Genomic DNA, 17166 nt, shown 5'->3' with positions numbered 1-17166 from the left:
ACACCCTCGATCCACAAATTACGTTGGCCGCTGCGGATGGAAAGGCCGGCCTCGCCCGGGAACCTTTGGCGGGCCCTTGCATCGAGGCAACAGACACGTGTGACAAGAGACGCTACCTTCCCAGCTAATGGCTGTGGCATCGCCGGGGCTACGGGTGGCTGGAAGCTTGAAAACCTTAAGGACAGAATTCGGGTAGCAATTCTGCGGAGGCATTGACGGGGCAGGGGTCGAAAGTGAAGATGACGAGTGATCCGATTGCGATGATACTTAGTGAACAGCTGAGCAGGACGGTTTTGAGCATGAGGCGCGATCGGGAGGTATCGGTGTAGTCATTGATGATGACGCGGAGGCCATTTGTGCCGTGAAGCATGGCGAGCCAGAGCATGATCAGGTCGAACCACTGCCAGAAGGGGCTGGCCCACTTCCCTGCGACGAAGGCGAAGTCAATCTGCTGGATACCGTCACCGAGCACAAGGTTGACGAAGAGGTGCACGAAGATCAGTGTTGATATAGGCACCGGGCCGGGTGTCGCGTTTTGAACTCACGGTTGCAGCCCAAGTCCGCACATCCCGAGCTCCTGGAGTATGTCGTCAACAGCCTGCCCCGAAGAGTGGCTCGCATCGATGATGATGAAAGAAGGAAAGTCCTGCAGTTCCCGATAGGCCTGGTCGAACGCACGCAAATGTTCGATGGTCTCAGTGTCCGCGGCTCGGCTATTGACCCTGGTGTGTGCAATATCCGTCTGCACATCGAAGTAAAAAACGATATCCGGGGTGGGGAGGACCCACAGCAGCAGCGGAAGAAACCAGCCTGGACGTAGGTCACGCACTTGCCTCAGCGCTAGCTGACAGTAGAGGTGTCTGTCCATGATGACAACACCAGAACCGGTCGTCGCGCGTAAGTGGGAGATCAGCACGTTGACGCAGCGGATCGTGGTTTCCAGTGCATCCAACAGAACCGCCGGTGGGTGGATGTTGCGCCGAGTACCCCACGCGGTCATGCTTCGCCGACCGGATGGGTTCGCTGTGAAGGTGGCAGGATAAGCCGCCGTGGAGAGTCGCTCGGTGAGCAATTTTCCTGCCGTAGTCTTACCCGCACCATCAATACCCGCGAGAACAATAATCAAGACTCATCACCGCCCTCCTGTAGGACATGTCTGCGAAAACCAGCGTTGGCCGTCCCCGAAGACCCAATGTTCCTTTGTCATGGTTTCCCCCTAACCCTCATTGGCCCCTAACTCTTCAGGCCTGCCCGATTGCCTCTAGTCCTCGTCCTGCTCTTCGCTCTCCTGATCATTGCCTTCGTCTTGGTCCTGGGCACCATCCCCTTCCTCCACTCCCGGTGTTTGCGGAAGTTGCGTATCGTCGCAACCGGTCAGGAACAAGGCCCCGGTCAGAAGAAAGGCGGAGCCCAGGAGGGCCGTGGTTCTGCTTCTCATGATGATTCCTTTCGTAGGTGTCCGTCGGCGGGTGAGAAAATTGCCAGGAGTGCCCCTATTTCCTGATGCCCTGTAGCCGGGTGACGGAAGTGCTGCCTGGGTTGGATCACATACCGGGTGCGGCGTCCTTCCCGGAGTCGTTGCAGATAACCTGCCTCCTCAAGGTCTGCGAGGATGTGCAGGGTTGCTCTTGGCGTGATGCCAACCATCGCTGCTATGTCCTCCACGCGCGCGCGCGGGTTCTCATTCACAGCCAGGAGGACATGGCTGTGATTGGTCAGGAACGTCCAGGGTGGACGTTGGGTTGGGCCGGGGTCCTGGGCCGCTATTTCTGTTGACGCCATTTCTTGGACCGGATTCGTTGAATTCTTGAGCGACATCGGAGCGCCCCTTTCCTTGGATGTAGCGTGAGTCCCCTCAGGCCAGTGCGTGCGGGAGCGAGCCTGGTCGTCCGGTAGGAACAGGATTTCCACGCCGCGTCCTAACGGCGTCGGCAGCACAATGGGCGTGACAACGGCGGCCGCGCCGGCCTTGCGCACGGCCCGAGCCAAGGCTGTGGCGCGGGCCGTGCGTGAACGTCTGAGTGAGAACGTGCCATGCCATACGACGCGTGCGGGAACGGAGAATCCCGCCGCTTCCAGTACAGGCCGAACCTTGCCGGCGAGGGCTTGGGCTTCACGCAGCGCTCGCCCATACATCCTTGCCACTATCGCCGGATCGGTGGTGAACGCCGGCCGTTGTATTGGCACCAGAAGTAGTATGGGCCTTTCCTGTTCTGAAGCGACCCAAACGGCGCTGTGCGCCACAGCCGTGGCAACGGATTCGTCGGTGACAATGACGACGACGGGGCGTCGCCGGAAGGCATGATCCGCGCTCATCGTGCACCACCGTCTCTACCCGCGGACTCCCGATCGTCCTCGTCCTCGTCAGAGTTTGCGGTCTCGGTCCGCTGGCTGGTGAGGGTGTGGCGACGGCGACGCCGCCACACCGGCTCCAGTTCGGCGTTCTCTTCCTCAGTGGCGACCCGAAAAGGAGGGTCGGTCGGCTGGGGGAGGGCTTTGCGGCCCTGGCCACGGGTGGCCAGCAGGCTGGCAACGATGGAGACCGTGATGATCGTGGCGACCACAGCCAGAGAGAAGGTTGTGGGGATGTAGAACAGATCGATTTTGAGGAGCATTTTGATGCCGACCCAGATCAGTACCAGGGCCAAACCGATCTTCAAGTAGATGAACCGGTGGATCAAATCTGCCAGCAGGAAGTACATGGCACGAAGTCCCAGGATCGCGAAGGCGTTGGCGGTGAAGACGAGGAACACTTCGTCGGTGACAGCGAAGATCGCCGGGATGGAGTCCACGGCGAACACTATGTCCGTGACCTCGATCAGAACCAGCACCGCCAGCAGCGGGGTGGCCAGCAACACCCCGTTCCTGCGGATGAGCAACTTCTGCCCGTGGTAAGCCTCGGTCATCGGCACGAAGCGCCGGAAGCCGCGAAGCACTATCGACTGCTCAGGGTTCAGGTGATCGTTACGCTGCCGGATCATTCGCCATCCGGTGTAGAGCAGGAAAGCAGCGAAAACATAGAGAATCCAGGAGAAGTTCTGGATCAGCACCGCGCCCGCGGCAATGAATATGGCTCGAAAGACCAGCGCCCCCAGCACACCCAGGAACAGGACTCGGTGCTGGAATTCGCGTGGGACCGCAAAGTAGCTGAAGATGATGGCCCAGACAAAGACGTTGTCCACCGAGAGGGACTTCTCAATCAGGTAGCCAGCGAAGTACTGCTGACCGAATTCGGCTCCCCAATTCATCCACACGATGATGCCGAAAGCGACGCCGAAGGCCACCCACACGCCGGACCAGATAGCGGCCTCTCGCACGCCGATGACGTGGGCACGACGGTGGGCAAAAAGGTCAACAGCGAGCATCACAACTATGAAGGCCAGCACCGCAGCCCAGATCCAGAATGGGACATCCATGAAAAATCCTCCGATCGAATCGATCGGAGGTCTTTCCCGCCCTCGAAAGGGCCTGCCCGCCGGGCTGCTGATGAGCCGTAGTGACGACGGGACAATTTTGGGGATACTCCCCTCCGTGTACAAAACAAGTGAAGCACAGTTCATGTTTTCCGGTCAAGTAGCCAAGGTGTTGCGAGCAAAGCTAGAGCCAGCACCTTGGATAGAAAGCCCAGGTCACCATTTCATGAGTTTAAGTGGTCAGTACTTCCCGGACGCGCCTCCGCCGGTGAAGCCACCGCCCCCGCCGAAGGATGAGCCGGTTGGGTGCTCGTGCTCGCCCCTGAATAGAGTGCCGGGTTCGCAATATAGAGGGGGAGCCGCGTCGGTGGATAGTTCACAGCGTCGTCGCCGCGCTTCCTATACCGGTACTTCCGGTAGGCCTTGCGTTGCTCCTCGGTGAGGCGGAAGTCCGGATCGCGCTCTTCTGCCGCGCGTATCTCCTCGTCAGCTACCCGACGACGACGGCGGGAATCGACAGTCACGATAGAGATAATGAGCCCCGCAAGACCCATGGCCACGCCCATCACCCACGCCAACATCGTCCAGTTGAAGGGCTCCGCAGCAGGTTCTTGCCCATCGGCGTATAGGTTGATCTGTTCACGGCTTGAGTGAGGCCCTCGGCGTATTATTCGTCGGCGAATGCCGGCTCAAGGACGTTTTCAATAACGTTCTCCGCCTCGTCATCGTAGAAGAGCTCACGGACGCCGTCGGCCGTCTCGATCCGCAGTTCACGTTCGACGGTGTCCGCCACGACGAGCACGCCGTTGTCTGCGCCTGAGTCGCCAACTCCCCAGTCAATGGCTACCTCCCGGGCGTAATCCTCGATGGACCCCCCCCAACATTTTCGACAGTCAGGACGGCGACGCGGGCCATGTCGGTGTCGACATTCCGTTCGTCGAACAGGGAGTTGAGTTCCTGCTCCTGGGCTGTAGTCAGCACAGCAGCGGCATCCAGCACGTTGCCATCGAGGGGCCGGTCGGGCACTACCGACGGTTCGCTGCTGCATCCGGTGAGGACGAGCAGCAGCGTTGCCGCTGCTAGTGCGGCCTGCCCGACTGGTATATTGATCTTCGCGCCTTCCCTCTGGTGCTCTCCTTTGCTTCGCTGAGCGAGTCAAACGACCGCCGGGACAAGGTGTCGCCAAAAAACGGGTGAGTGCTTCTGGTTCCCACGCTGACACGAGGAATGATCGCGGAATCCTCATTGATGTCCTGGCGATGCGTTCTGGGAGTCAATGCCGACGCCGACCCAGTAGGCGAGTTCGGCGTCGTCGTCGAGCTGTTGACGAGGCACTGCCAGCCATCCGCGCCCCATTGGCTTTTCTTTGCCCATCAGCGCCGGTACCCCGCCGCGTCGAAGCAGATCGTCGTACTCGTCAGGGTTGGTCCGTACGAGCAGATCGCCGACGCGATCGGCGGCGACTGCCATGCGATCATCGACCATGAATGATACGCCGCCAAACATTCGTACCTCACGCACCTTCTGGTGGGAGGCGAAGAGGTCTCGGAGCCGTGCGGAAAGAACATCGCGTGCTGAGACAGTGTCGGTCACGGTAACTCCCCTCAATCACAGGTGCTCTCTGAAGATGGGGCTACGGCCTCATTCTGTCAAGGGATTTTGCGCTGCGGGACCTGCGCCATGCGCTGCTTGGCGGTGATGTTGCGCGCGCCCACCGGGATATGCGCCGTAGCCTTGGCCAAGCCAAATAGCGGCATTCCGTTGTAGACCGCTTCTATTCCAGAGGCTGGCACCTGATATGTCTCATGCCAGACACCTACGTCTCCGGTGTCAGCCACCTCCTTCGTGAAGCGCGGCCCCGCGCGGGTAACTCTGCGCGATGTGGCGCCCGCAGCCGGGACGTCCACTTCGGCGGTCTACTCGCTGTTCGGCGGGAAGTCTGAGCTCCTGACGGCGGTGGTGGACAACGGATTCTCGTCGTTTCGAGATTCACAGCTTGCGGCCTCCGGAGGCCTCATGGAGTTGTGGGCGGCCTATCGGGCATGGCCGCTGGAGCACCAAGCCCTTTATCGCCTGATGTTCGGCGGCGCTTTGGCAGCCTATGTTGATTGCCAGCCCAGTCCAGGAGCAGCCGCTGATGCGATGCAGCCCGTGATGGATGCAGTGGCTTCGGCCCAGTCTGCGGGCATCCTGGTGGAGGCACCGGTGGAGCTAGTTGCCGTTGAGATTTGGGGTCAGGTCCACGGCCTTGTCAGCCTGGAGCTGGCACAGATGGGTCGTCCAGACGCTGACTGGGCAGCGGTCTACAGTATGGCCCTCGACGCCATAGCCCGCGGCTGGACCGCCGAATAGAGGCCACGTTAAACCCTGAAGACCTCCTAGTGAGTTGAACCCTCGCCGGTCCAACTGCATGTGGAGGCCTTCAGCTATCCACCGCCCCTGGAGCTACAGAACGGTTATTCCTGGTGGGATGGCCAACTTAGGGGCTGAGCATGACCTTGCCTTTGCGGCCCGCGACGAAGTTCGCTTTTGCCGCATCCTGCACCTGATCGAACGAGTAGCTTGCCTCGGTCGGGAAGGAAAGGGCGCCGTCAGTTACCTGCATCAGCAGCTCGCTGAAAAGCTCCCCGCGGCGTTCAGCCGACAGCCCGCTCATGACACTGCTGCCCCAGAAGCCCTTGACTGTGAGGTTTTTGAAAATGATCGCTCCGGAGTTGATTGTCAGGGAGCTGCCTCCCATTGCCCCGAACACAACGAGGGTTGAATTCTCGCTGAGCTGGGACAGAACATCATTACTGGCTTCGCCGCCGACCGAATCTACGCCGGCAACAATTTTCGCGCCACCGGTGATCTCTGCGACCCGATCCTGCCAGCCTTCGCTCTCGGTGGATACAATCCGCTTGATTCCCTGCGAGGCAAGCTCATCGACGGCCGCGTCACGACGTACGAGGCCGATGACATTGATGCTGCGAGTGGGGGCAAGCTGCGCCACAAGACGACCAACCGCACCGTTTGCTGCGTTTTGGATGATCCAGTCACCCTCGTTGAGCTCCAGCCAGTCGAGCAGAGCCAGGGCTGAGAAGGGCATCGACACAAGCTGTGAGGCGACCTCGTCGGTAGCGCTATCGTCAACGGGAATCAGGCCTTGTGCCCGGGCGATGAAGTATTCAGGTCAAACCTCGAACGTGCCGCCGGTCGCGACTCGCTGCCCCATGGAGAGGTGCTCCACGCCCTCACCAATGGCGTCGATGAGCCCGACTGCCTCAGTGCCTGCTCCGGCGGAAAGTTCCGGCTTGAAGCCGTAGGTGCCACGGACGGTCCAGAGATCGTGGTTGTGGATGGGCGACATGAGTGTAAGTACCCGTACCCGTACCTGGCCCGGCTCCGGAGTCTTCACTTCATCCACCTGCAAGACGTCCCAGGGTTCCCCAAAGGGGTGCTGACGAATAGCGCGCATGGTTGCCTTCTTTCTTCTTCGTGTGGTTACTGGTAACCACACGGGTACGCCGCCGCATTCCTGCTGCTAGTCCAACAGGCACATTTTCTGGCGCTGCGTCAGCCAGCGACGGCGAGGAGTCCAAAAGTCACGGCCACAAAAGGTGTGGTGCCCCGAACGATGGCGGGCAGGATGTATTTTCCGCCACCTACGGGGTGAGTGAGAACGCCATCTTCATGCCCGGCATTGTCGAGCTGCGCAGGCGCTAGAAGGTCACACCGCAGCGCAGGACCACGTTCGCGAACGGTGTCGCCTCGCCCGTTCTGATGATCAGCCGGGCGGAGGGCAGTAGAGCCTTCAGATCTTCGTGGCTTACGAAGTCGGGGTTCAGCCCCTCGGCGCGGACAACCTCCTCAACGAGAGAACCAGTCGCTTCGGAGGCCAGTAGCGATGATTCGACTTTGATGTCCGCGAGGACCGCCTGCAGCACCGTGCTGAAGGACGGGATGCCCTTGACGAGGGCCAGGTCGACCACGATGCCTGCGTCAGGGAGGGGCATCCCGACGTCGGCAATCACCACAAGGTGCCCGTGCCCCAGGGTTCCGAGGATCCCGTTCAGCGGTCCGTTAAGGATTCCGGTCTTCTTCACGCGTCAGCGTCCTGTCCAGTGGTGATCGGTGAGCTAGGGGCTACGGGCAGATGGTCCGAAAGGGAGGGATACGACGGCTGGGCGCCCTCGGCCCCGACGGCGAACGCGCCCACCAGCACGGCAACCCGTACGGCGTCGGGGAGGGAATCCCCGGCGTTGAGCCGGGCCGCGAGCGCGCCGGTGAATGCATCGCCGGCACCGGTAGTGTCCACTACGGGAACCTTCGGCGCTGGGATGTTGAGCAGGCCGGCAGCGGACGCCAGCAAGGCCCCGTTTCCGCCAAGAGTCATCACCACGGACGCGAAGCCGCAGTCCAGCAACGCCCGCGCAGTGGCGGCGTGATTGGATGGATCGGCGGCGTCAGCGGAACCGGTCAGCTGCGCCAGCACCAGCACTCCTTCATGTTCGTTGACCACCAGCGGGTCGGCTCGCAGCAGGGTCGCGCGGTCCAACGAGATGACCGGCGCCAGGTTGATGACCACCCGTCCGCTCGCCAGGGAAACGGCAGCCGCCACAGAGGCAGCAGGGATCTCGCCCTGCAGCACCAGCACGGCGGCGTCGGCAATTACGTCAGCGGAGGCGGCAACCAGCTCGGGGGTTACCTCGGCGTTCGCGCCGGGGATCACCACGATAGTGTTCTCACCGGCGTCGTCGACCTCCACGATCGCGACGCCGGTGCTAATACCAGCGACGGGCTGTACGCCGCCGGTATCAACACCGGCGGCGTGCAGCCCGGAGAGGGCGACGTCGGTATAGGCGTCCTGACCTACCGCGCCGATCACGACGGTACGGGCGCCGAGCTTCGCCGCAGCTACGGCTTGGTTGGCGCCCTTGCCGCCGGGCATCACCGTCATGGTCCGACCCAGCAGGGTTTCGCCCGGCTGCGGGTGGCGTTCCAGGGTGACTACGAGGTCGGCGTTGATGGACCCTACGACGACGACGCCCGACGGCTCAGTGCTCATTCGGTGAATTCTCCAACATTGTCGGCGTTCACGGTGGTGACGGGAACGGGGATGGTCTCTTCGACGGTTTCGCCGGCGAGGAGCTGTTCCAGAACTTCGACTGCCTGCTTGCCCAGTTCGGCTGGCTGCTGCGCGATCGTCGCGGTCATAGTGCCCGCTTCGATGGCCGCGAGGCCGTCTTCGGTGCCGTCGAAGCCCACCACGCTGACGTCGTCGCCCGCCCGGTCGCCCAGGGCCTGGATGGCGCCGAGTGCCATTTCGTCGTTCTCGGCGAAGATACCGGTCACGTCGGGGTTGGCCTGCAGCAGGTTGGTTGCCACGTTCAGTGCTTCGGCGCGGTCGAAGTTGGCGGTCTGCATCGCCACCACGGTGATGTTCGGGTACGCCGCCATGCCCTCTTCGAAACCGGCGCCGCGGTCACGACTGGCCGAGGTGCCGGCGACGCCCTGGAGGACAATCACTTCGCCCTCTTCGCCCATGGCTGCCGCCAGTTCGTCGGCTGCCTGGCGGCCGCCTGCCACGTTGTCGCTGGAGACGAGGGACTGGACCTCGGCGCCATTGACAGTGCGGTCAACCGCGACCACCGGAATGTCGGCGTCGATCAGCGGTGCCACGGAGGCTGCTGCGGCGTCGGAATCCACGGGGTTGATCAGAACGGCGTCGGTGCCGCTGGTCGCGGCGGTGGCCAGCTGGTTGGTCTGCGCGGCGGAGTCGTTCTGGGCGTCAACGACGTCGAGTTCGATCCCCGCAGCCTCGGCTGCCGCCTCGGCGCCGTCGCGCAGCTCGACGAAGAACGGGTTGTTCAGGGTGGACAGTGCCAGGGTAGCCGAGGCGGAACCCTCGGCTGCCTCGTCGCCCCCACGGTTGCAGGCGGTCATGCTCAGGGCCAGCGCGAGGGAGACGGTTAGCGCTGCGGTTTTGCGGGAAGTGAACTTCATTGTTGTTTCCTTACTCAGTGGTGGATCGGGTTAGGGGGGAAGGTTTAGTGGGGTGCGTTCTTGCGGCGCAGGGAATCGATGCCGACGGCGACGGCGATCACCACGCCGATCACCACCTGCTGCCAGAACGAGGAGACGTTGAGCAGGTTCAGTCCGTTGCGGATGACCACCAGCACCAGGGCGCCCACCAGGGTGCCGGTGACGCGGCCCACGCCGCCGGCCAGGGAGGCGCCGCCGATGACGACGGCGGCAATCGCGTCCAGCTCGTAACCGGAGGCGGCCTGTGGTTGGGCGGAATCCAGCCGGCCGGAGAGCAGGAGACCGGCGACGGCGGCGAACAGCCCGGACAGTGCAAAGACCGTGACCAGGACCTTGCGGACCGGGACACCAGAGAGCCGTGCGGCTTCCCTGTTGCCGCCCACCGCGTACATGTAGCGGCCCATCACCGTGAAGTTCAGGATGAACGCGGCCACCAGGCCAGCGATCACCAGCACCACGATCGGCATCGGGATGACGCCGAGGTTCCCACCCAGGAAGGACACCTCGGGGGCGGTGGCGATGGGACGGCCATCGGAGATGACCAGGGTCAGGCCGCGGGCGATGCTGAGCATCGCCAGCGTGGCAATGAAGGACGGCAGCCGGCCGAACGCGACGGCGTATCCGCTGACCGCACCGCTCAGGGTGCCGATCATCAGACCGCCAATCACGGCGACCCAGCCCGGCATGGACCCCGTCGAGAAGATCCAGGCGGACCCCATCGCTGACAGCGCGGCCACAGAACCGACGGACAGGTCAATGCCCGCCGCGACGATGACGAAGGTCAGCCCAAACGCCAGAACCGCTATCACGGAGGCCTGAATGCCGATGTTCAGCAGGTTGGGGCCGGTGAGGAAGTCGGGGGTGGCGATGAACAGGGCCAGGCCAAGAATCACCAGGCCCACCAGCGCCCCATTGTCGGCGAGGAGCTTCTTGGCCCTCGCCCCGCCCGACACCTTCGGTGCGGTAGCGGTAGCAACCTTATTCATGACCGTCCTCCATTGACTTGTCTTCGAGATCGCGTTGCACGTCACGTACGGCAAGCGTCATGATGGCGTCCTGGGTGGCGTGTTCAGCCGCCAGTTCGCCCGAGATATGTCCGCCGCTCATCACCAGGATCCTGTCGCTCATCCCCAGGACCTCGGGGAGTTCGCTGGAGACCATGACGACGGCGCCGCCGGCGGCGGTAATCGCGTTCATCAGTTCGTAAATTTCCACCTTGGCGCCGACATCGACGCCTCGGGTCGGCTCGTCGAGCAGCAGGACCGAGGAGTTCGCCACGATCCAGCGGGCAAACACTGCCTTCTGCTGGTTCCCACCGGAGAGCGACCCCACCGGCTGGTCCAGGGTGTGCATGCGGATTCGCAGCTTGTCGGCGATCTCCTGGGCGCGGCTGCGTTGGCCGGAGCGGTCCACCAGCCCGGACTTCGACGTCGACGCGAGGGTCGCGTAGCCCACGTTCTCGTTGACCGTCGCGCCGAGCACCAGGCCCTGGCCCTTCCGGTCTTCGGGGACGTGCCCGACGCCGGCCCTGATGGCTGCGCCGATGTTGGACTTAGGGAGATCCTTGCCGCGGACCTGGACGTTGCCGTCCAGATAAGGGTCGGCGCCGGCGATGGCGCGGATGACCTCCGTGCGGCCCGCCCCGACGAGCCCGGCCAGGCCCACGATCTCGCCCGCACGGACGGAGAAGGTGACGTCATTGATGACGCCCTTGGTGGAGAGACCTTTTACTTCGAGGAGGGTGTCTGCCGGGCCGTCCCATTCCCGGCGGCGGGGGAACTGCGCTTCGATGGAGCGGCCCACCATCAGGCGGACCAGTTCGTCCTCATGGGTGTCGGCGGGCACCTCGGCGATGAATTCGCCGTCGCGCAGCACCGAGACCGAGTCGCCAATGGCGGCGATCTCGTCAAGGTGATGGGAGATGAAGACCATCCCGACGTCGCGCTTGCGGAGGTCCTCGACGACGGCGAACAGCGCCGCGATCTCACGCTTGGTGAGGGCAGCTGTGGGTTCGTCGAGCACCAGCATGCGGGCGTTGAGGCTGAGGGCTTTGGCGATTTCCACGAGCTGCTGGCGGGCGATGCCGAGGTCGCCGACCCGGTGGTCGACGTCGATGTCCAGGCCGATCATCGCGAGGGCCGCCCTGGCCGTTTCGCGCATCTTGCGCTTGTCCACGAGCCCGAAGCGGCGGGGGAAGCGTCCCATGGAGATGTTTTCGGCGACGGTCATGGAGCCCACAAGGTTGAGTTCCTGGTGGATGGTGGCGATGCCGAGGGCTTCGGAGTCCTTGGTGTTGGTAATCCGGGCCTCCTCGCCGTCGACGAGGATGCGGCCGCCGTCGGGCTGGTGCACGCCAGCCATCATCTTGATCAGGGTGGACTTGCCGGCACCGTTTTCGCCGAGCAGGACCTGCACCTTACCGGGGTAGACGTTGACCGTCACTCCCCTGATGACAGTGACCGGCCCGAAGGACTTGGTGACGTTGTCCAGGGTGAGAATGGGTTTGGTGTTCACAGTGCTGTGCCTCCTGGGAGGGGCGGGGTGGAGCCACGGATGATGAGTCTGCTGGGGAGGATGACTGATGCGGGGGTCTCGCCGGCGATCACCTGGGTGAGCATCTCCACGGCCTGGCGGCCCATGGCGTCGACGTCGTGGGCGATGACAGTGAGGGCGGGGTTGAGGAGGGTGAAGGCTTCGATGTCGTCATAGGCGACGAAGGCGAGGTCAGTGCCGATGCCGATGCCGCGCTCGTTGCAGACACCGATCGCGCCGATGCTCATGAGACTGTCCGCGGCGAGAAGGGCGGTGGGCGGCTGGGCGAGTTCCAGCAGGTGCCGCGCACCGGCTGCACCACTGGCTGCCTGGAAGTCGCCGAAGAAGATGAGGTCGACGTCGTCGTCCGCCTGGGTGTCGGCGAGGGCATCCTGAAAGGCGGCGAGGCGTTCGCGGCCGGTGGAGGTGGACTGCGGTCCGGCGATGTAGCCGATACGGCGATGGCCCTGCGCGGTGAGGTGGCGGACGGCTTCCTGGATGCCGGTGACGTTGTCGGGGGTGACGCTGGGGACGGCGGTGTCGGCGATCACGCGGTCAACGAAGACGGTGGGGATGCCGCTGTCGAGGATGCTTCTGAGGCTGTCGAGGTCGCCGAGGGGTGCGGCGATGAGCCCGTCGACGCGCTGGGAGAGCATCACGTCGAAGTAGCGGTCCTGCTGTTCGGCGCTTTCGTTGGCGTTGCCAAAGAGGGTGAGGTATTTGAAGTCGCGGGCACGCTGTTCAATGGCGTGGGCCAGATCGGCGAAGAAGGGGTTCCGGACGTCGGGGAGGACCAGTCCGATGGTTTCGGTGGTGGTCTTGCGGAGGGAGCGGGCCTGGGAGTTGGGCCGGAAGCCGAGCTCCTGGGCTGCCTCGGTGACCGCGGTGCGGGCTTCGGCCGACGTCGAGGGATGTCCTGAGAGCACGCGGGAAGCGGTTGCTACTGAGACACCCGCCTTGTCGGCGACGTCTTTGATCGTCAGTGATCGCACCCTGTTACTCCTCGGCCGCTATGGAATCGTTTCCATGGAATCGATTCCAAACTATGCCACAGGTCTTGGGGAGGGTCAATGTCCTGGTCACGGTTGACCGCGCCAAAGCTGGAATTGTTGGAGCGCTATACTCGGGCCAAATGAAGAAGAAGCCGTTCACCCAAGCACCGGTCGACTTTCCCTTGAGTAGGACCACCCGCAATCTCGGGCGCACCACGGCTGTGGTGGGTAGCGCAGCGGCAGCCGTGGCGCTCGCCCTGATTCTTTGGTTCATTGTGCTGCTTCTCGACGAGAACGACGTCGTCAGTATTTCCTTCGACGTAGAGGAACAGGGGGCCGCTATTGCCGTGCCGGCTCTCATTGCCTTGGCCGCGTCCTCCATCCCCGTCACCGTGCTGTGGTCGGGGTGGAAGGCGACCGGGCGGCGGGATCTTTACCGCGCAACCAGTGCCGCGGGCGACGGTACTCGGCCCAGCGATAAACAGACGAGGAGCTTCCTCCACGACGCCCACCCCTGGGAACCGGCGGCCATGACTGTTCTGGCGTGGGCGATGCTCGGAGTCCTCGCAGGCAGTGTCTTCGTGGGTGCCATCTATCTGGGGAGACGTCCTGATGAACTTCCTCTGGGCCACCTCCTGCTCGGGCTGACGATACTTTTGATCATCATGGTGGTGGTGTTCCTCCGCCTCCTGCGACGTTTGAATGCGCTGGCCCGCGACAGCAAGAATGAACGCGAGCGACGCTGGCCACTGCCGCAGAACTCCGAACTTCGGCGGTCCCTGCAGCGGAGTTCCGGCGGCGGGGAGTCAATGAATGCTGGGGCAAACATTTGATGACCCTGAGCATCGCTGCAGGGAAACGGCAGCGGGTCGGGAAGAATGACCTGTATGGGCAGACGACTTGTAGGCGCCGGACGCGAACAGCAGACGGTTAGCGACGGACCATGGGCCTGATCTATCTGGGCGCGCTGCTGTTTTCTCTTGGCGGTTCGGTCCTCCTGGACTGGAGGTTTCGCCTCACCTTCTGGCGGGACGCCCGCAAAGCCACCTGGACCATGATCATCGGGATCATCTTCTTCATCACGTGGGATCTCTTCGGCATTGCACTGGGCATCTTTTTCCGAGGCGTCACCGACCTGATGACGGGAATCCTCCTCGCCCCTGAACTTCCCCTCGAGGAAGTGTTTTTCCTTGCGTTGCTCTGTTACACCACCCTCAATGTGCTCGGCGCGGTCGCGGTCCGAGACCAGAAACGGGACCGAAAGGTGGCGGCGTGACGTACCTGGTCCTCAACCTCATCTTCTTCGTCCCGATCCTGGCCATTGCCGTCTGGGCCTACCGGACGCGACGGAGTCAGCTTCCCAGCCGACGGGCCGTCGTCATCACCTTGATTGTGCTGCTGGTCGCCACCGCCGTATTCGACAATGTGCTGATCGCTATCGGCATCGTCGATTACAACCCGGACCTCATCCTCGGTATCCGGCTGGCGTTGGCGCCGATCGAGGACTTCGCCTATACAGTGGGCGCCTGTATCCTGCTGCCAGCGCTGTGGGCACTCCTTCCGGGTAAGGCATCTGGACAAACTCCCGACGCCGAATCGTCAAGGGCCGTCAACACCAAGCCGTAACCGACGTGTCTGTCATAGTTCGCTCGCCGCCAGTGGAATGACTCGCCCCCAGTGGAATGAGTCAACACAAATAGCCGGTTTTTTTCCGGAAACCCGTCATAGGTGTTGACTCAACCCTCCCCCTGGAATGCGAGGAGCGGACTGTCACCAGCCCAGCAGGGTGAGGAAGCCCAGAGCGGCCGCAGCGACCAGCCCGGTCCACAGCACGATCGCCTTCACCGTGGTGCCCGCGAGATCCGCGACTTCCCGTGTGCTCCATGACATGTCTGAGGTCTCGCCTCCCGTTGTTTCGTTCTCCTCAAGGGAAGACCACGTGGTGACCACATAGTCAAAGGGTTCGAGAGACCAGGAGCACGGCCAGTGGGCGGAACGCCAAACGGTTACCAACTGCAGGCTAGCCTTGCTGGTGCACGAACACGGCAGGGCTTAGATTACGGGCATGACTAGTTCTCCGGTGAACGGCACGCATATTAGCGAACCCCATGACAGTTCCATCCATGGCCGGCTCAATTGGTTGCGAGCGGGAGTTCTTGGAGCGAACGATGGCATCGTTTCTGTCGCGGCGCTCGTCGTCGGCGTTGCAGGGGCAACCACCGCGACGCCGTTGATTCTCGCCGCCGGGGTGGCCGGCCTGGTGGGTGGAGCGATTTCCATGGCGCTGGGGGAATACGTGTCGGTGAGCAGCCAGAGAGACAGCCAACAGGCCCTGATTGCCAAAGAGCGCTTCGAGCTCGAAACGGAACCCGAAGCGGAGCTGATCGAACTTGCGGGGATCTACGAGTCCAAGGGTCTTAGCCCGGATACAGCCCATCAGGTTGCGGTTGAGCTCACGAAACATGATGCGTTGGGGGCCCACCTTGAGGCAGAACTTGGGCTGAGCGAGGATGCGGTGGCGAGTCCGCTCGCCGCTGCCGGTGCATCGGCCCTGGCATTCACTCTCGGGGCCATCCTTCCGCTTCTGACGATCCTCTTGTTCCCTTCCGACACCCGAGTTCCTGCAACTTTCATTGCAGTTCTGATAGCCCTCGCCGCAACGGGGTATGGAAGTGCGCGGATCGGCGGAAACTCAGCAACCCGCCCAACTCTGCGGATTGTTGTGGGTGGGGCCCTGGCATTGGCGGCGACGTTCCTGATCGGATCGCTGCTGGGCACTACGGGCGTGGTCTAGCACTCGTGAAGACCTGCTGAGGTCGGCGGGCTAGCTGCTCCAGAAGTTCGACCTCCAGGTCTGATGCGGCCGCGCTAGTCGGAGGGCAGGCGGAAGCGTGCATGGAGCAGTGCAGCTGATGCTGAAGGTTCAGATTTCGTCCTCGGTGAGGTTGACCCTGTCCTCAGCGGAGGATTCCCGGTCGATCTTCGAGTTGGCGCGGTCGTGAGCTGCTGCCCGGCGATCATCCTGCCCGGCGTACGGGTTTTTTATGTCCATGAAGGACTTCAGATCGGCAGCTTTGGCGCGTTCGTCGGCCTCGGCATCTCGGGCTGTCGCGTCATCATCGCGAAGGTCGGCATCGTCGAGTATCTTCTGAGTTCTCTTGCCGCGCCGCTTGCGGTCAAGTCCCTCGGATTCATCCTTCGTCAAATGGCGCAACTCGGATTGAGGACCGGGGGTGGAGCTGCCTTCCCCGGAAGTAGGAATGGTGTCCATAGGACAAGCCAACACCACCGCCTGATTTCTGTCGAGAGCAACGACGCGCTGCCCCCAGGAGACGGACTGCGTTAGCGAGACATGAGTGCGCGGGTCGATTTTAGGGGGCTTATGGCACTGTCCGGTCGGGTGTGAGGGCTCTAAGCTGAGGTGCCGGGCTTGTTGTCATGGATATCTGATGGCTCGGGCAGTAGTGGACATGACTCCAATGCTGTTCGCTTTCACTCTGGGGGTGAATGCGGCTTCCTCGATTCATTGTGGACGTCCGGTCTTGAGCGTCGGAACGGATACTCCGATGAACCGTAGTCACCCTGTAGTTCCGCATTCACCCACGGTTGGTTCAGGTGTGTACGTGCTCGATGATCACGAGATGGTCCGGCGAGGTTTGCGCCAGTTATTGGAATCCGGTGGTGTGAACGTTGTGGGCGAGTCCGGTTCAGCACGTGAAGCGGTCCGATTGATTCCCGCTCTCCGTCCGGAACTGGTCATTCTGGACGATGATCTCCCTGACGGCACGGGTGCCGCGGTGTGTCGGGCAATCGCCGTGACGGATCCGAGTATCCGGAGTGTGCTCCTGGCCGGGGCTGCTGAGGAAGCCGTGTTGATTGATGCGATTGTTGCCGGAGCGTGGGGGTGTTTATCAAAACTCGATGATGGCGGTGAACAACTGCGGCTCATCCGTCGGGCCTGTCAAGTTGTTTGTGTAAGTGAGTGGGCCATTTTTTAGTTGAGGTAGTAGTCGAGGCGTTCGGGGTAGGTGATGGCGAGGTGTCCGAGGGCTTGGTTCCAGCCGGCGGTGGAGGCGCCTTCGACGAGGTGGTTGCCGGTGGATTCCTTGTTGGTTTTCCGGCTTTTGCGGCGTTCTCTGGCGCGTTTGTCTTCGATGTTGCAGATCGAGAGCCAGAGCAGTTTCACGGCGGCTTGGTCGTTGGGG

General features: G+C 62.5%; 24 protein-coding genes and 2 pseudogenes. 6 read left to right on the top strand and 20 right to left on the bottom strand.

The window, feature by feature from the left end; all coding sequences use genetic code 11:
- Positions 1-175: 175 nt before the first annotated feature.
- The 10 genes and pseudogenes from IWX62_RS14745 to IWX62_RS14705 all read right to left on the bottom strand — a co-directional run.
- Positions 176-502 (bottom strand): annotated as a pseudogene (locus IWX62_RS14745) (succinate dehydrogenase); the annotation flags it as partial.
- A 39-nt stretch (positions 503-541) separates the two neighbouring features.
- Complete coding sequence (locus tag IWX62_RS14740) at positions 542-1126, bottom strand: dTMP kinase (protein WP_196842171.1); 585 nt, start codon at positions 1124-1126, stop codon at positions 542-544.
- Between the two features lie 135 nt (positions 1127-1261).
- Entirely contained in the window at positions 1262-1438 is a 177-nt protein-coding gene (locus IWX62_RS14735; protein ID WP_196842170.1) for a hypothetical protein, read from the bottom strand.
- Positions 1435-2316, bottom strand: a complete 882-nt coding sequence (locus tag IWX62_RS16350) for a helix-turn-helix transcriptional regulator (protein WP_333483452.1) — start codon at positions 2314-2316, stop codon at positions 1435-1437. Before IWX62_RS16350 ends, IWX62_RS14735 begins: the two co-directional genes overlap by 4 nt.
- Positions 2313-3416, bottom strand: a complete 1104-nt coding sequence (locus IWX62_RS14725; protein WP_196842169.1) for a TerC family protein — start codon at positions 3414-3416, stop codon at positions 2313-2315. Before IWX62_RS14725 ends, IWX62_RS16350 begins: the two co-directional genes overlap by 4 nt.
- 221 nt (positions 3417-3637) lie before the next feature.
- Entirely contained in the window at positions 3638-3937 is a 300-nt protein-coding gene (locus IWX62_RS14720) for a hypothetical protein (protein ID WP_333483451.1), read from the bottom strand.
- 143 nt (positions 3938-4080) lie between these two features.
- Positions 4081-4254 carry a TPM domain-containing protein gene (locus tag IWX62_RS16345; protein ID WP_333483457.1) on the bottom strand — a complete coding sequence of 58 codons (174 nt, stop codon included), beginning with the start codon at positions 4252-4254 and terminating at the stop codon, positions 4081-4083.
- 2 nt (positions 4255-4256) lie between these two features.
- A complete protein-coding gene (locus tag IWX62_RS16340) occupies positions 4257-4439 on the bottom strand; it encodes a hypothetical protein (RefSeq protein WP_333483459.1) in 183 nt (60 codons plus the stop codon).
- Positions 4440-4655: 216 nt separating this feature from the next.
- A complete protein-coding gene (locus IWX62_RS14710) occupies positions 4656-5006 on the bottom strand; it encodes a TfoX/Sxy family protein (RefSeq protein ID WP_196842166.1) in 351 nt (116 codons plus the stop codon).
- Positions 5007-5062: 56 nt separating this feature from the next.
- Positions 5063-5251: a monooxygenase family protein gene (locus IWX62_RS14705; RefSeq protein ID WP_442859268.1), complete on the bottom strand. Its 189-nt coding sequence runs from the start codon at positions 5249-5251 to the stop codon at positions 5063-5065.
- Between the two features lie 43 nt (positions 5252-5294).
- On the opposite strand from IWX62_RS14705, the gene IWX62_RS14700 reads away from it, so the two are divergent.
- The gene (locus IWX62_RS14700; protein WP_333483450.1) at positions 5295-5765 is read left to right on the top strand and encodes a TetR-like C-terminal domain-containing protein; all 471 of its coding nucleotides are present in this window, start codon (positions 5295-5297) and stop codon (positions 5763-5765) included.
- A 127-nt stretch (positions 5766-5892) separates the two neighbouring features.
- Here the strand turns inward: IWX62_RS14700 and IWX62_RS16335 are convergent, their stop codons facing one another.
- The 8 genes from IWX62_RS16335 to IWX62_RS14665 all read right to left on the bottom strand — a co-directional run bounded on the left by IWX62_RS16335 (position 5893) and on the right by IWX62_RS14665 (position 12961).
- Positions 5893-6501 (bottom strand): zinc-binding dehydrogenase, encoded by a 609-nt coding sequence (locus IWX62_RS16335; protein WP_333483449.1) that lies wholly within the window; start codon positions 6499-6501, stop codon positions 5893-5895.
- An 84-nt stretch (positions 6502-6585) separates the two neighbouring features.
- On the bottom strand, positions 6586-6870 hold the full coding sequence (locus IWX62_RS16330) for an alcohol dehydrogenase catalytic domain-containing protein (RefSeq protein ID WP_333483448.1): 285 nt from the start codon (positions 6868-6870) through the stop codon (positions 6586-6588).
- Positions 6871-7114: 244 nt separating this feature from the next.
- Positions 7115-7498 (bottom strand): D-ribose pyranase, encoded by a 384-nt coding sequence (rbsD, locus tag IWX62_RS14690; RefSeq protein WP_196842163.1) that lies wholly within the window; start codon positions 7496-7498, stop codon positions 7115-7117.
- Complete coding sequence (locus tag IWX62_RS14685; RefSeq protein WP_196842162.1) at positions 7495-8460, bottom strand: ribokinase; 966 nt, start codon at positions 8458-8460, stop codon at positions 7495-7497. The genes rbsD and IWX62_RS14685 overlap by 4 nt, the downstream gene beginning before the upstream one ends.
- Complete coding sequence (locus IWX62_RS14680) at positions 8457-9398, bottom strand: substrate-binding domain-containing protein (protein WP_196842161.1); 942 nt, start codon at positions 9396-9398, stop codon at positions 8457-8459. Before IWX62_RS14680 ends, IWX62_RS14685 begins: the two co-directional genes overlap by 4 nt.
- A gap of 44 nt (positions 9399-9442) precedes the next feature.
- Entirely contained in the window at positions 9443-10423 is a 981-nt protein-coding gene (locus IWX62_RS14675; protein ID WP_196842160.1) for an ABC transporter permease, read from the bottom strand.
- Positions 10416-11951, bottom strand: a complete 1536-nt coding sequence (locus tag IWX62_RS14670) for a sugar ABC transporter ATP-binding protein (protein ID WP_196842159.1) — start codon at positions 11949-11951, stop codon at positions 10416-10418. The genes IWX62_RS14675 and IWX62_RS14670 overlap by 8 nt, the downstream gene beginning before the upstream one ends.
- Positions 11948-12961 (bottom strand): LacI family DNA-binding transcriptional regulator, encoded by a 1014-nt coding sequence (locus tag IWX62_RS14665; protein ID WP_196842158.1) that lies wholly within the window; start codon positions 12959-12961, stop codon positions 11948-11950. The genes IWX62_RS14670 and IWX62_RS14665 overlap by 4 nt, the downstream gene beginning before the upstream one ends.
- 53 nt (positions 12962-13014) lie before the next feature.
- Between IWX62_RS14665 and IWX62_RS14660 the strand changes: the two genes are divergently transcribed.
- The 4 genes from IWX62_RS14660 (at position 13015) to IWX62_RS14645 (ending at position 15755) form a co-directional block, all read left to right on the top strand.
- Complete coding sequence (locus tag IWX62_RS14660) at positions 13015-13794, top strand: hypothetical protein (RefSeq protein ID WP_196842157.1); 780 nt, start codon at positions 13015-13017, stop codon at positions 13792-13794.
- A gap of 110 nt (positions 13795-13904) precedes the next feature.
- The gene (locus IWX62_RS14655) at positions 13905-14237 is read left to right on the top strand and encodes a lycopene cyclase domain-containing protein (protein WP_196842156.1); all 333 of its coding nucleotides are present in this window, start codon (positions 13905-13907) and stop codon (positions 14235-14237) included.
- Positions 14234-14587: a lycopene cyclase domain-containing protein gene (locus tag IWX62_RS14650; RefSeq protein ID WP_196842155.1), complete on the top strand. Its 354-nt coding sequence runs from the start codon at positions 14234-14236 to the stop codon at positions 14585-14587. The genes IWX62_RS14655 and IWX62_RS14650 overlap by 4 nt, the downstream gene beginning before the upstream one ends.
- Positions 14588-15026: 439 nt before the next feature.
- The gene (locus IWX62_RS14645; protein ID WP_196842154.1) at positions 15027-15755 is read left to right on the top strand and encodes a VIT1/CCC1 transporter family protein; all 729 of its coding nucleotides are present in this window, start codon (positions 15027-15029) and stop codon (positions 15753-15755) included.
- Positions 15756-15884: 129 nt separating this feature from the next.
- Here IWX62_RS14645 and IWX62_RS14640 read toward each other — a convergent pair whose 3' ends face one another.
- Complete coding sequence (locus IWX62_RS14640; protein ID WP_196842153.1) at positions 15885-16232, bottom strand: hypothetical protein; 348 nt, start codon at positions 16230-16232, stop codon at positions 15885-15887.
- A 352-nt stretch (positions 16233-16584) separates the two neighbouring features.
- Between IWX62_RS14640 and IWX62_RS14635 the strand changes: the two genes are divergently transcribed.
- Positions 16585-16959 carry a response regulator gene (locus IWX62_RS14635; RefSeq protein ID WP_196842152.1) on the top strand — a complete coding sequence of 125 codons (375 nt, stop codon included), beginning with the start codon at positions 16585-16587 and terminating at the stop codon, positions 16957-16959.
- Here IWX62_RS14635 and IWX62_RS14630 read toward each other — a convergent pair.
- A pseudogene (locus tag IWX62_RS14630) lies at positions 16956-17166 on the bottom strand (IS256 family transposase); the annotation flags it as partial. The gene IWX62_RS14635 and the pseudogene IWX62_RS14630 sit on opposite strands and share 4 nt — an antisense overlap.

Source organism: Arthrobacter sp. CAN_A1, assembly GCF_015751665.1.
GTDB lineage: Bacteria > Actinomycetota > Actinomycetes > Actinomycetales > Micrococcaceae > Arthrobacter_D.
This window is presented reverse-complemented; position numbering and strand designations above follow the sequence as displayed.